Consider the following 12,523-nt stretch of genomic DNA (forward strand, 5'->3'; position numbering starts at 1 on the left):
AGGAGCAGCGAGGCCAACATCAGAGCCGTGCCTTCACTAATGTCGTCCTGGTCCTCGTGCGGACTTCGATCGGGATCATCATCCCACGGACGCGCACGTCTTTCTACGGGTCGTCACTCAACCTTTTGGCCAGACCGATCATACCAACGTATAGGGGTTACGGCTCGGGGTTCGATGAGAGAACTTAGCGGTTCTTTTGCGCCAGTGCCGGGGACTCGGGGGTGCATTACCTTCTCGGTTCGGCGCAAACGGAATTGGTAGCCTCCAGGTCCTCTGGAACGATGGCAAGCTTGCCTTCTGCCGGCGGCGAAACACCGCAAACGGTGGGTGTGACAGCGTGCTGGTCATGTAGAAGCTCTGCTTGTCACCCGTTGAGATAAACTAGCCGAGGAAAGGAAATTGCGAATGAGGAACCCGAGTCTGCATCTGGCAACGGGAATGGCGCTGGTCCTGGCGCTGTCGATCTCTCCGGCCACTGCCCAAAAGAAATACGACTCGGGCGCTAGCGACACCGAGATCAAGGTCGGACAGACCATGCCGTTTTCGGGACCGACGTCGGCCTATGCCTCGATCGGTAAAACCGAGGCCGCCTATTTCAGGATGATCAACGACCAGGGCGGCATCAACGGGCGCAAGATCAATCTGATCCAGTATGACGACGCCTATTCGCCGCCGAAGGCGGTGGAACAAGTTCGCAAGCTTGTCGAGAGCGACGAGGTGCTCCTGACCTTCCAGATCCTCGGTACGCCTTCAAACGCGGCCGTGCAGAAATATCTCAATTCCAGGAGGGTGCCGCAGCTGTTCGCGGCCGCCAGCGCCTCAAGATTCTCCGATCCGAAGAATTTTCCATGGACCATGGGCTATGATCCGAACAACTTCATCGAGGGGCGCATCTATGGCCAATACATCCTGAAGGAATATCCAAGCGCTAGGGTCGGCGTGCTCTATCAGAATGACGATTTCGGCAAGGACTATCTGAACGGCATTAAATCGGGCCTCGGCGACAAGGGTGCCAAGATGGTGGTCGCGGAGGCTTCTTACGAAGTGTCCGATCCGACCATCGATTCGCAAATCCTCAGGATCAAGGATTCTGGTGCCGACCTGTTCTTCAGTGCCGCCACACCGAAGCAGGCGGCGCAGGCGATCAAGAAAATCGCCGAGAGCAATTGGCAACCGGTGCAGATCGTCAGTTTGAAGGCTACCTCGGTCGGTAGCGTCCTGAAACCGGCCGGGCTTGAGAACAGCAAGGGCATCATCAGCTCCAATTACAGCAAAGAACCGCTCGATCCACAATGGAAAGACGATCCGGGTTTAAAGCGGTATTTCGCTTTCATGGAGAAGTATTATCCGGAGGGAGACAAGGGCTCGAACTTCAACACCTATGGTTACAACGTCGCACAACTTCTGGTCCACGTATTCGAGCAATGCGGAGACGACCTGACGCGCGAGAACGTCATGAAACAGGCGACATCGCTCAAGGATGTCGAAGTTGACTTGGCGCTACCCGCGATCAAAATCAACACCTCGCCTACCGACTACCGCATCCACAAGCAGTTTAAGATGATGCGGTTTAACGGCGAACGCTGGGAGCCTTTCGGCCCGATCCTGGAGGATGCTTCTCCGCCGGCTTAGTCGCTAAGCTCTGAGAATCGCTGCCGAGAGCGCCTCGTGAACGCGCTCTTCCGTCGCCTCAAGTGCGATCGAGAGCGCGGCGACGCCAGCATGATGAGACTCACCGCTTGCTGAGCGGACCGGCGTCTGCAAGGCTCGAAGTCGCGGGACGTCGGTGGGAAATCGTTCGGATCTTTCGTTGGCGCAAACGGTTACGAGCGTGCCGCGATCTATTGGGGACGACGTGAATGGATGGCTAATAATCCTCAAACTATGAAGATGTTTCTTGCGGCGCTCGACGAGAGTGCACGCGCGATCAAGGCGAATCCGGAGTTGGCGCTGAAGCCGTTGCTCGTAATGCCGGCATCAATGCAGCCGACGCGCTAAACGTTCTGATCCCTCCACAAGCACGTTTTTGTCGAGGACATGCGCGAGGCGCTTGAGTGACCTTGGCCTGCGGCGAGAGGAATCGCAAACTCCGCGAAGAAGCGGATGTCGTCATAACCTGCCCCCTCGCCTGGCCTGAGACGGTCACTCTGCCGCTCATACATCGGTATGATCCAGCTTCTACCAACGGTTGGTTCGCAAAGCGCATGACGCATCCCTAGAATTCGGCTCCAACGAAATCAACAAAGACGATCCGGAGATCGTCGGAACCGGTTCTTCGTCAACGGGCTCAATCGCGGCGGGCGAGAGCGGGGTTCTGACAATGTGGGTCCTGACGAAGCAATGAGCATCTCTGCGGACGAGGACGGCGCCTTCCTGTCGCGGGCCGCGGTGGGACCTCGCGAGTTGCGGTTTTGCATTGCGTTAACAGCGATTTCGGCCGCCGTCTTTATCGCCTGCATTCCGTACGTCCGGGCGCCGATGTCGCCCTCGCCTGCGTTCGTCGCCGCATACAACGCCGTTTCCATACTTAATGATCTCACGACCGCGATCATTCTCTTTGGCCAGTTCAACATCCTGCGCTCACGTGCATTGCTGCTGCTGGCAAGCGGGTATCTGTTTGCCTCGCTGATCAGCGTCGTCCAGCTTTTGACGTTTCCTGGCATGTTTACGGATGCCGGTCTGCTCGGCGCAGGATCACAGACAGCGTTATGGCTCTGCGTGCTCTGGCATGGCGGCTTTCCACTCGTCGTGATCTTTTATGCCCTGTTTCAAGACAGCAGCCGCGGGATTGCCGCCCCGCCGCGGATCGCGATCGCGTGGGCGGTGACCGCAGTCGTCGCCGCCGTCCTCGCATGCTGGTTCGCCGCGACCTGGGGCACCGAGAATGCGCGCCTGCTGCCACCGATGCTGGATAAAGCCGGTTTTACGCCCTGGCAAAGGGTCGTCAATCTGACCGACATCGTACTATTGCTAGGCGCCTTCGTCTTGCTGGCGGCGCGCCCTCGACGCAACCTGCTGAATCTATGGCTTATGGTCGTGATGGGCTACTGGTTTTGCGACATCACGCTGAGCTCGTACCTGAACGGCGGCCGCTACGACCTGGGCTTTTACGCGGGACGAATCTATGGCGCATTGGCGGCAAGTTTCGTGCTTGCCGTACTCGTCCTGGAACACTCGCGCCTGTATCGCAGCCTCGCTATCGCCGCAAATCGCCTGAAAGAACGGGCCACGGAGCTATTGCACGCGAATGAAACGCTGCAGAGCGAAATTGCCAACCGCAAGCGCGCGGAAGAACGGCTGGGCCAGGCGCAAGCGGATCTGGCACGTGTCAGCCGGATCACCGCCATGGGAGAGCTGACGTCGTCTCTGGCGCACGAAGTGAATCATCCGATTGGTGCCATCATGATAAATGCCGAGACTTGCATGCGCTGGCTTTCGCATGAAGTCCCGGATATCGAGAGGGCCCGCGCGATCGCAAGTATGATCGTAAAGGACGGAACGCGTGCTTCAGAGACGGTCGCCCGCATGCAGCAACTCTTTGACAACGGCGCTCCGCTGCGCGCGATGGTTGATGTCAACGATGTCATTCGGGAGATGGTCATCCTGCTGCACGGCGAGGCTGCGCGATATGCGGTGTCGATCCGCACCGAACTCATGGACAATCTTTCCCAGGTCTCGGGAGATCGCACGCAGTTGATGCAGGTTCTGATGAATCTCATGATCAATGGTATCGAGGCCATGAGCGATGGGGACGAAATACGGGAGCTCGTCATTAGATCCGAGCAGCTGGAAAGCGAACAGATCGCGGTGTCCGTCAGTGACACCGGCGTCGGTCTGCCGCCGCTGCTGGCTACTCAGATTTTCAATGCCTTTGTCACCACCAAACCCCGCAGTATCGGAATCGGCCTGTCGATAAGCCGCTCCATTGTTGAAGAACACGGAGGCCGCTTGTGGGCCACCAACGATAGGTCGCGCGGCGCAGATTTTCATCTTACCCTCCCGATCGGAGGCGGCGCTGCGCTTAATGCCTGATCCGATACTCGTCGCTGCGCAAGGCGCAGATCGACTCCTCACGCAGAACATCTCGGCGAAATCGGACCTTCAATCCATCAAAGAAACGCGTCCAGGCTGAACGGTCCGGCCCCATTGGCCACAAACATGGCCAGCAGCACGATATACGGGATCTCGGGGAGATAGAGCGCGTCGTCTATCTTGTCGGCCTTGTCGATTGCGGCTGACGCTCTAACCCGACGCATGCCGTCGGTGGAGGCTGCGACGAGACAGATCGCAGCGAGGCCCAGCGCCGCGAGCGGCGTCAGCAAGCCAAGAGCGACGCCGAGGCCGCCTCCGAATTCAACCCCTGGAACAACCCACTGCATCAGCGGAACGAACGGGATGTTGCAGTCCCGCAGCGTCGTCACCAGGGCGGCTCGGCGCTCGGCATTCGTAAGCTTATGGTAGCCCGAAAAGACAAAGAAGACGCCGGCAACGACGCGTCCCACCAGGTAGGGCAACGCAAAGCCGCCGATGCCATCCAGAACCAACGGTGAAGCCGTGTGCAACATCAACCGAATTCCACTCGCATTACGTCAACGCCAATTTTCTCTCGCCCGACAGGCACTAAGCTTGCCAGCTATTTGCATACGCGGCCATACGACCCTGGGAGAACTCCGATCATATCAACGTATGACCGGTCCGCGGCTGTGGCCGGCACGAATTGAATGCACAAGTTGGTAGAAGATCGGAGCTGAATCGGGCGTCTTCCCGCCCTCAATCATGTCAACACCGCGCTCGCGCGCGATCCGCGCACCGGTGCCGATACCTTGCTTGGAAGAGCAAACATGCGAGCGTGTGCATCTTTGTGACGATCGATTTCACGGTCGTGTTTCGACACGTAGCAAAAAGCGGCAGGAATTATTTTTTTTTTGGCGAATGAAGATGGATTCGCTAATTGACAGTGGTATTGGCCATCTCTTTTTTGGCATTTGCACTGGTCAACATATCAGGCTCTGCGGCATACACCAGGCGGGCGGTGCCCCGGGACACTGTCGCATGACGTTTGACGCGGGCGGCTCGGATTGCGGCTTCACCAGCTACGAGAAGCGCCTGGCGACCGCATCAGGCATTGACGCCGAATGTCACGGCAAGACCACTCGCGACGACAGTGACGATCGAAATCAATGATGCCTGGGCGCTGCCGCGTTGATGCAGGTACTGGCCGAGTTGCATCGTTACCGCGAGTGAGCGAGCGACGCTCAATGTTTTCCTTGGGCGGTGTAGACCAGGGCCTGGTCGTCGATCTCCTGCACGGGGAGCTTGTGCACTTCGGCCGTGGCATGCAGTTCCTGCAAGGACGGCATCGCCGCGGTTCCGGAAGCAAATTCGACCGACGACGACGGCGAGCGCATCATCATCACCCCGGCAACAACCAGTGCGACCACGGCGATGACAGGGATTGTCAGGCGCATCATGCTGGGCCTCCGCTTTTCCGGTCTCTTAGATGAGTCTTCGGTGCTGACAAATAGTTCAGGGAGCAGCGTCAATTCAGCGACGCCTCCTTTGCAGGCACAAGGTCAGCGTCTCACGCTGCCTTGCGCGAAGGCGGCCGATGCCGATTGCTGCACCAATGCATCGAGAACGGCGGCGGAACCGACGGCTATGGTGGTGGCGACCAGGCAGGCCACGATGAACGCGCGCATAATATTTCCCCCGCTTGCCCGCCATCAGGCAGGAAATGAATAAGCCTCGGTCTCGATCTCGATGAACGCACGACCCAGCGAGCCGACACTTGCATAGAAGCTGTCCGGTTTCGCACGCTCCAGATCGGCGAAAAAGCGTCTTGCCCATGTTGCCAGGTGCTTTGCGAAGAAATCACGATCGCAACCGTCCACACCGGTGATGGCGCCGCCGACCAGGCCCGCCATCGTCTCGCAAAGAGTTGCAATGTGATCCTCGGGTTCGGACTGGTTCACCCGCTCGATACCGAGAAGCTGGAAGGTCTCGCGCAGTTCCACCAGCGGCCGGCCGTACAGCGAGCCGGTCAGGTATTGGGACGCGTAAGGGAATATCTGGCCGTGGCCCAGTCCGACGAACAGGTCGAAATACTCGCGCGCGGCGACGGCTTCGCTGGATCGCCGCGCCGTCTCGGCGAGCGCCGCATGCGCCTCGCCGAGCGGCGTTGCGTCGCCGGACAGCGCCGCCAGGCGGCCGATCAACTCGGAGCTCGGTCCCCGGGCCAGCAAGGTCGCCAGCAGCGCGTATTCGCGAGCACGGGCACGATCCAGTTCATCGACCAGATCGCGGTGAGAACCGCGCGCAGAGCTCTCCGGCATCGTTCGGTCCTGGTCTGCTGCCGGTGCTGCGGTCAATCTGGAACTCCCTATCGCGGCAATGCGCCGCCATGTGTACGGCGCTTTGATGGTGCACCACAATCCGGTTCCGCAATGGGTTGCCCGATTGCCGCGGCCTCGTCAGCCGTTCCACGCGATGCGGCCGGCATATCAGGCGGATCGAGCGTCGCGATTTCCCGGACAATTCCGGTTCGCGCCGGCGGTTTCAGCGCCATCGGCAACTCGGCCATGGCGGTGACCGGTTCGGCGCGCTGACCGAACGCCTGCGTGAGAAGCGCCGGTATGTCATCGGTTTCCAGTAGCGGGCCAAAGCCCGATATCGCGGTTCGATCGTTGAAGTCCCATTGGTTTTCGGCAATGCCGACGAAATCGCGAATTGCGGGATCGCTGGTCCAAGCCCGGCGCAACGCCGCGCGGGTCAGTTCGGCCGGCACCCGGTTGTTCAGAAAGGCACGAATGTCGGTATCGATCGTGATGGCATCGATCGACGGCAACTGTTCCGGGTCGACGAGCCCCTCATCCAAGGCGGTTTCAGGCAGCGTGTCCTGCGATCCGGCCGGACAAGCCGGCCTATCGTCCCGGCCGCCGGCGGCTCCGCCCTTGGAAACGGCCTCGCGTTTCAGCCGCGACCATCGTGAGAGCGAGCTTTCTGGCGCGGTCATGTGCGGTCCCCCTGCTCGCCCTTTTGGCGATCGAATTCAGCCGGCTGGCGCCGGCGCTTGATGAAGGGCCGCTCAACGTGATGCGTGATGATGAATCGATCGACGATCGCCACGATATCCCGCGGCATCGGCACCGCCTCGACGAGGTTGTTGCCGGCATCCGTGAAGGCCTCGCCCTCGGCCGGATCGGCCGTCACCGCGAGAAGCCCGTAAGGCGGATTCGATCCGGTCGGAGCAAAACCACCCAGACCTTCGGCGTATCGCATGCGATATTGTCGCGGTAATAGGCCGATTCGGTTCGGTGCAGTTCGATCAGGGCCTCGCCGGCGTAGAACAACACGCTTTCAGCCTGCGCATCGAGCACCGTCCACGGTTCAGCCGAAGGTTTCCCGGCAAACACCGAAACCGGTCGCCAGAGAAACTCGGCCCAAACGCTCTTGGCACGGCGCCGCTCGACGACGACACCCACGGCAACGCTTTCAAGGGTGGTCGATCTCATTTCGCGGCCTCCTCGCAACGGATCGGCAAGCCGGTCAGCACATTTTGCGGCTTCAACCGAAGTTCTTCGCCCGCCGTCATGGCTGCCAGCAGATATACCGGCTCCCCCCGGACCCTCTCGATCACATCTGACGGATCGCGGAAATCCAGCCGATACATGCCGACCCGGCGGGCCCGCAACTCGCTGTCCACGTCATTTCCGTTCCAGATCGCGTCGCCGATCCGCGTCGCGTCCGCACTCAAGCCGACATACCACGACAGCGGTTCGTCGCGCAGTTCCACCACCGGTTCGACCACGACATTCACCGCGAGCAGATGCGATATCCAGCGCGCGATCACTTGGCCCAGCGCCGCCGATCCGCGTTGTCCGGCCGTCAGGTCGAGGCCCATATCGAAGTGATCGCTGCGCTCCCAGTAACTGTCGGCCGTAGCATCGCTGACTACGTCGGCCTCGACAGCTGCCGGCAGTCCCAGCAAGGCGAACAGCGGCGACTGGTGCCGTCGATCGACGCTCGCCTCCTCGTCCCAGGCGACGATCGAGTTGCCCTCTACCGCCAGCTTCTGCGTACGAAAGAACAGCTCGGCGGCGCGCAGAACGAACGCATCGTCGCAATCGTTCAGCGCGTTGCGCAGGATGACCTGTATCAACTGCCCGACAAAAACCTGCGGCACCCTGATATTTCGTCGCACGATTTCCAGATAGGCCGATTCAAGGGTGCGATGCCTCGCCAGATGATCGCGCCAGGCAATCATCACCTCCCAGTTCTCGCGTGCATCCGGGTCCGCGATCGCAGCAATCTCCGACGAGGTTACCGCACGCCGCGGATTGTGCAGCAGGATATCGTGCAGCCGCCGTTCGGCCGGACAGGCTTCGGGCGACGGCACCAGTTCGGCGCGCGCCAGATACACCTTGAGGAATTCGTCCGTGACCACCAGCCTTTTCGCGGCGTCGCGATCGAGCAGGTGATGGCCGCAAGCAAGCCAGAAATCGTGCTTCGCGCTCAAGGTCGTGCTCCTTGCCGGAGCATTGCAAGATCGAGATGTTCGTCCGCATCGGGATCGCCGGTGATCTCCACGAAACTGAAAGCCCGCGACGGCGACTGCGCGGCGGGACGCAACGAGCGGAAGGCCTCGCGGATCGAGCCGCCCTCAAGGCTGCGCGTCACCGCGACAATGACGCCGGCGGGATGATCGCAGAGCGAGGCGGCAAAGCCGACCTCTTCCCTCGCCGCCTCTCGCGCCGAAGCGAGATCGGGCGCACGAAACTCCCGGACCAGTTGCGCGGCGAGCAATTCAACGACGTCCGCATGGTCCTGCTCCGTCGCATCGACGATCTGAACCAGAGTGGAGCGGCCGAGCGAGCCAATTCCCAAGAAGCCGGCGCGAAATGCCGTCCGGGTCTTGCCCCGCAGCGCGGGAATGTCGCGGTTGAGAAAGGCGAATGCGCCGGATACCGCCCATTCGCCCGGGGCCGCGGCCCGGTCGAAGACGAACGTATCGGAGGCGTCAAGTTGAATGGTGCGCAGCAGCTTCACTGGCGCGGTCCCCGCTTGCCGGCGAGATCAGCTTCCCGCAGATAATCGTCGGTGGTCCGGAGCGCGCGATCCGGCGCGCCATAGGGATCGAAATGCCCCTCGGAGACGACGGCAACACGGCAGTCCTCGCACATCTTGATCAGATCGGTGTGGCGCGACGAAGCGGTATACATCCAGTGCCTGCCCTCGAGTTTGGCCACGACACGATCGATGGTGCTTTTCACTCCGAACGGCTTGCCGCACTGGATGCAGCAGAACGGCTCCTCCTCCTTCAGCACACGTGCAGGCGCCATGGCCGCGCGGAAGTCGATCCGGGGCTTCAGGGTGATGACCTGTTCCGGACAGGTCGTCTGGCAGAGCCCGCATTGCACGCAGGCGTCCTCGACGAAGCGCAACATCGGCCGCTCCGGGTCGTCCCGCAGCGCGCCGGTCGGACATGCCGACACGCAGGACAGGCAAAGCGTGCAGTTACCCGCATCGACTTCGACCGCCCCGAAGGGCGCCCCTTGGGCAGCGCGATCAGCTCGACGGGATCGTGAGCTGCCCGGTGAAGTTCGCGCAGGGCGAACCTCAACACTTCGCGCTTGCCTCCCATCGGCTGAAAGCTCGCCGGCCGCGGCGCCGACGGCATCCATGGCACCTCCCTCAAAGCTATACCGAGCACATCCGGATCATCGGTCTCCAGCATTGCGAGACGGGGGCCCGCGAAGCCCAGCGCTTGTAGGATCGGCTCCGCCAGGGCGACCGTCTGCCGCAGGCCGGAAACGTCATGACGGGCCCTGCCCCGCAGCAAGAAGCGGATCGCCGACGCGCCATAGGCAAAACCCGCCACGATCCCCTCCAGTCCGACCTGTGTAGTCTCGTTGACGGCGAAGGGCAGCACATTCGCCGGCAATCCATCGCCGAACTGGGCCAGGGCGTCGAGCATGGGGCTGCCGTGCGCCTCGTCATGGAACAGCACCACCGGATGCAGGCCGCCGGCCGCGCGATAGGCAAGCAGCATCGTGCGCAGCTTTCGCACCAACAGATCCGGCGGCAGGATCGCGTAGGATGCGGCACCTGTCGGACATGCCGCGGCACACTGCCCGCATCCGGCGCAGATGTTCGGGTTGATCGCGACGTGATCGCCCGCCGGCTGGATGGCACCCGCCGGACAAAGATCAAGGCAACGCCTGCAGCCGACGATATTCGAACGCGAATGCGCGCATAGTGACGCATCGAAGCTGACGTATCGAGGTTTTTCGAACGCGCCGGTGAGATCTCGCGCCTTGAGCACCGCCTCCAGCACGGCAGATCGATTGCCGGGATCGACGCGCAGATAACCATCCCGCAAGTCATCTGCCGAAAACAGCGGCGATCCGCCGGAAAGATCCAGGATGACGTCGCAACGCGATCGTGCGCCGTTGCGGACCGGTCCGTACCCGAGGCCGCCTCGCAGGGCCGGCCCGGGCGCGGAAAAATCGTCGACGACCAGTTCGAAAGCGCCGAAATGACCTCCGGCGGCCGCGATCTTTCCCTTCACCACGGGAAAGTCGGTCATCCCGAATTCGGCGACCATGCTGGAAGGCGTGATAAGCACGGTGACGTCGAGATGCGGCTTGAGCAATTCCCCGGCTTCGATGGCGATATCGTCGCGACCATACACCAGGATGGTGCCGGAAATTTCGACATGCACGAACGGCACGTCCGGCATCGGGACCGCAGCCGCGGCCTGCAACGCCAGCACCGCCGCCTCGACATTGCTTCCCGGAATGGTCTCAAACCCATCGTGCATTTTACGCAGCTGCCTATCCGGCGATGACGTCCGGGAAATGAATGATTGCGGCGCTTGAACTATTCCGCCGGTGCGGAGTGCCCGACCTTCCCCTTCTCCAATTGTTCGGCCAGCCAGACGTCGTGATGTTCCTTCGCCCAGTTGAAATCGACTTCGCCGGTGCCCATCGCCTCGAATGCACCCTCCATCCCGAGCGTGCCGATGTAGATGTGGGCAAGGATCAAGGCGATGAAAAGCACGGCGACGACGGCGTGCGTCACCTGCGCCAGCTGCATCTCGGCAATGTTGGTTTCGTAGAACGGAAACAGCAGCAGAAACCCCGAGACGGAAACGGCCAGCCCCGCGGCTAGCGACAGCCAGTAGACCGCCTTTTCACCGGGATTGAAGCGTCCGGCGGGAGCATGTTTCGACTTGATGAATCCGCCGCCCTGCTTGAGCCATTCGATATCGACCCTCGCGGGAAGATTGTCCCTGAAAAAGATCGCAATGATCAGGACGAGGCCGGCCACGAACGAGAAGCTAGTGAAATTATGGGTATACTTGGCGACTTGTGAGATCTCGGAGAAAGCCTCCGGGCCCGTCACCGGCAACAACACGATCTTTCCAAAGGTGATGTTGAGCCCGGTGAGGCCAAGCAGCACAAAGGAAACCGCCGTGAGCCAGTGCGAAAATCGCTCAAAGGCCCGGAAGCGGACCAATGTGCGCCCGGATCGCCCGGCCGAAATCCGGATCCGGCCGATGATGAAATAGGCGGCGGCCAACAGGACGATCGTGCCGAGAATCACGGCCGCCGCACCCCAGTGCAGCAGCACCTCGTGGAAATAGTCCCAGGTCCGTCCCGCCGGTTGAATCAACACGCTGGCCTTCCGGTCCGGAATATCGATACGCCCCTCGATGCGCGGCGCCTGCATCAGCAGATCGTGTTGCGGCGTGACGCTCGCCGTTGGGTTCGGCGCGCCATCCGGCCCGAGCTTCTGCGCCAGTGCCGGAACCGCAACCGTTCCGCAAACCAGCAGCGTCGCGACGAGCAGAAGACGAATACGAGCGAGGCATATCATGGCGACATTACTCCAGGTGATTTCGTTCACCCCGCATTTTCCGTCAGACCTCGATATCCCCGTGATAAGCGGTCATCCAGCCCCAGGCACCTGAGCCATAACCACGCTTGAGGACCCGCTCCTTGTAGATCTGGGCAATGATGTCGCCGTCGCCCGCGAGCAGCGACTTGGTCGAACACATCTCGGCGCATAGCGGCAACTTGCCTTCACCGAAGCGATTGGAGCCATATTTTTCGAACTCGGCAGCGCTGCCAGGCGCTTCCGTGCCGCCGCCGCCCGCGCAATAGGTGCATTTGTCCATCTTTCCGCGCGAGCCGAAATTGCCGACCTTAGGATACTGCGGCGCGCCGAATGGGCAGGCATAGAAGCAATAGCCGCAGCCGATGCAGAGGTCCTTGGAGTGCAGCACAATGCCGTCCTCGGTGGGGTAGATGCAGGTGACCGGGCACACCGCGGCACAGGGCGCATCGGTGCAATGCATGCAGGCCATCGATACCGACCGTTCACCGGGCTTGCCATCGTTGATGGTGACGACGCGCCGGCGATTGATGCCCCAGGGCACCTCGTTCTCGTTCTTGCATGCGGTGACGCAGGCATTGCAATCGATGCAGCGATCGGCGTCACAAAGGAATTTCATCCGCGCCAT

General features: G+C 61.1%; 14 protein-coding genes and 1 pseudogene. 3 read left to right on the plus strand and 12 right to left on the minus strand.

What is annotated here, in order from left to right:
- Nucleotides 1-405: 405 nt before the first annotated feature.
- Together ACTGJ9_RS01325 and ACTGJ9_RS01330 are read left to right on the plus strand one after the other, a co-directional pair.
- Nucleotides 406-1,632, plus strand: coding sequence for an ABC transporter substrate-binding protein (locus ACTGJ9_RS01325; protein WP_456675596.1), 1,227 nt, complete (start codon nucleotides 406-408; stop codon nucleotides 1,630-1,632).
- 708 nt (nucleotides 1,633-2,340) lie between these two features.
- A complete protein-coding gene (locus ACTGJ9_RS01330) occupies nucleotides 2,341-4,032 on the plus strand; it encodes an MASE4 domain-containing protein (protein ID WP_456675597.1) in 1,692 nt (563 codons plus the stop codon).
- Between the two features lie 77 nt (nucleotides 4,033-4,109).
- Here the strand turns inward: ACTGJ9_RS01330 and ACTGJ9_RS01335 are convergent, their stop codons facing one another.
- Complete coding sequence (locus ACTGJ9_RS01335) at nucleotides 4,110-4,565, minus strand: DoxX family protein (RefSeq protein WP_456675598.1); 456 nt, start codon at nucleotides 4,563-4,565, stop codon at nucleotides 4,110-4,112.
- Between the two features lie 487 nt (nucleotides 4,566-5,052).
- On the opposite strand from ACTGJ9_RS01335, the gene ACTGJ9_RS01340 reads away from it, so the two are divergent.
- A complete protein-coding gene (locus ACTGJ9_RS01340) occupies nucleotides 5,053-5,184 on the plus strand; it encodes a hypothetical protein (protein WP_456675599.1) in 132 nt (43 codons plus the stop codon).
- 71 nt (nucleotides 5,185-5,255) lie between these two features.
- Here ACTGJ9_RS01340 and ACTGJ9_RS01345 read toward each other — a convergent pair whose 3' ends face one another.
- The 11 genes and pseudogenes from ACTGJ9_RS01345 to fdh3B all read right to left on the minus strand — a co-directional run bounded on the left by ACTGJ9_RS01345 (nucleotide 5,256) and on the right by fdh3B (nucleotide 12,523).
- A complete protein-coding gene (locus ACTGJ9_RS01345; RefSeq protein ID WP_456675600.1) occupies nucleotides 5,256-5,471 on the minus strand; it encodes a hypothetical protein in 216 nt (71 codons plus the stop codon).
- Between the two features lie 102 nt (nucleotides 5,472-5,573).
- On the minus strand, nucleotides 5,574-5,699 hold the full coding sequence (locus ACTGJ9_RS01350; protein WP_456675601.1) for a hypothetical protein: 126 nt from the start codon (nucleotides 5,697-5,699) through the stop codon (nucleotides 5,574-5,576).
- A 24-nt stretch (nucleotides 5,700-5,723) separates the two neighbouring features.
- Nucleotides 5,724-6,368: a TorD/DmsD family molecular chaperone gene (locus tag ACTGJ9_RS01355; protein WP_456675602.1), complete on the minus strand. Its 645-nt coding sequence runs from the start codon at nucleotides 6,366-6,368 to the stop codon at nucleotides 5,724-5,726.
- Between the two features lie 11 nt (nucleotides 6,369-6,379).
- On the minus strand, nucleotides 6,380-7,012 hold the full coding sequence (locus ACTGJ9_RS01360) for a DUF3306 domain-containing protein (protein WP_456675603.1): 633 nt from the start codon (nucleotides 7,010-7,012) through the stop codon (nucleotides 6,380-6,382).
- The gene (locus ACTGJ9_RS01365; protein ID WP_456675604.1) at nucleotides 7,009-7,209 is read right to left on the minus strand and encodes a DUF3305 domain-containing protein; all 201 of its coding nucleotides are present in this window, start codon (nucleotides 7,207-7,209) and stop codon (nucleotides 7,009-7,011) included. The genes ACTGJ9_RS01360 and ACTGJ9_RS01365 overlap by 4 nt, the downstream gene beginning before the upstream one ends.
- Nucleotides 7,206-7,481 carry a DUF3305 domain-containing protein gene (locus ACTGJ9_RS01370; protein WP_456675605.1) on the minus strand — a complete coding sequence of 92 codons (276 nt, stop codon included), beginning with the start codon at nucleotides 7,479-7,481 and terminating at the stop codon, nucleotides 7,206-7,208. The genes ACTGJ9_RS01365 and ACTGJ9_RS01370 overlap by 4 nt, the downstream gene beginning before the upstream one ends.
- Nucleotides 7,482-7,507: 26 nt before the next feature.
- Nucleotides 7,508-8,515 (minus strand): DUF6352 family protein, encoded by a 1,008-nt coding sequence (locus ACTGJ9_RS01375; protein ID WP_456675606.1) that lies wholly within the window; start codon nucleotides 8,513-8,515, stop codon nucleotides 7,508-7,510.
- Nucleotides 8,512-9,045, minus strand: coding sequence for a DUF6505 family protein (locus ACTGJ9_RS01380; RefSeq protein WP_456675607.1), 534 nt, complete (start codon nucleotides 9,043-9,045; stop codon nucleotides 8,512-8,514). The genes ACTGJ9_RS01375 and ACTGJ9_RS01380 overlap by 4 nt, the downstream gene beginning before the upstream one ends.
- A pseudogene (locus ACTGJ9_RS01385) lies at nucleotides 9,042-10,819 on the minus strand (4Fe-4S binding protein). Before ACTGJ9_RS01385 ends, ACTGJ9_RS01380 begins: the two are co-directional and overlap by 4 nt.
- A gap of 59 nt (nucleotides 10,820-10,878) precedes the next feature.
- On the minus strand, nucleotides 10,879-11,877 hold the full coding sequence (locus tag ACTGJ9_RS01390; protein ID WP_456678417.1) for a formate dehydrogenase subunit gamma: 999 nt from the start codon (nucleotides 11,875-11,877) through the stop codon (nucleotides 10,879-10,881).
- 43 nt (nucleotides 11,878-11,920) lie between these two features.
- Nucleotides 11,921-12,523: a formate dehydrogenase FDH3 subunit beta gene (fdh3B, locus tag ACTGJ9_RS01395; RefSeq protein WP_456675608.1), complete on the minus strand. Its 603-nt coding sequence runs from the start codon at nucleotides 12,521-12,523 to the stop codon at nucleotides 11,921-11,923.

It is taken from the genome of Bradyrhizobium sp. RDM12, from assembly GCF_051917485.1.
Classification (GTDB): Bacteria; Pseudomonadota; Alphaproteobacteria; order Rhizobiales; family Xanthobacteraceae; genus Bradyrhizobium.

Coding starts and splice junctions, on each gene's coding strand:
- ACTGJ9_RS01325 (WP_456675596.1), top strand. CDS start 406: ATGAGGAACCCGAGTCTGCATCTGGCAACGGGAATGGCGCTGGTCCTG.
- ACTGJ9_RS01330 (WP_456675597.1), top strand. CDS start 2,341: ATGAGCATCTCTGCGGACGAGGACGGCGCCTTCCTGTCGCGGGCCGCG.
- ACTGJ9_RS01335 (WP_456675598.1), bottom strand. CDS start 4,565: ATGTTGCACACGGCTTCACCGTTGGTTCTGGATGGCATCGGCGGCTTT.
- ACTGJ9_RS01340 (WP_456675599.1), top strand. CDS start 5,053: ATGACGTTTGACGCGGGCGGCTCGGATTGCGGCTTCACCAGCTACGAG.
- ACTGJ9_RS01345 (WP_456675600.1), bottom strand. CDS start 5,471: ATGATGCGCCTGACAATCCCTGTCATCGCCGTGGTCGCACTGGTTGTT.
- ACTGJ9_RS01350 (WP_456675601.1), bottom strand. CDS start 5,699: ATGCGCGCGTTCATCGTGGCCTGCCTGGTCGCCACCACCATAGCCGTC.
- ACTGJ9_RS01360 (WP_456675603.1), bottom strand. CDS start 7,012: ATGACCGCGCCAGAAAGCTCGCTCTCACGATGGTCGCGGCTGAAACGC.
- ACTGJ9_RS01390 (WP_456678417.1), bottom strand. CDS start 11,877: ATGATATGCCTCGCTCGTATTCGTCTTCTGCTCGTCGCGACGCTGCTG.
- fdh3B (WP_456675608.1), bottom strand. CDS start 12,523: ATGGCGCGGATGAAATTCCTTTGTGACGCCGATCGCTGCATCGATTGC.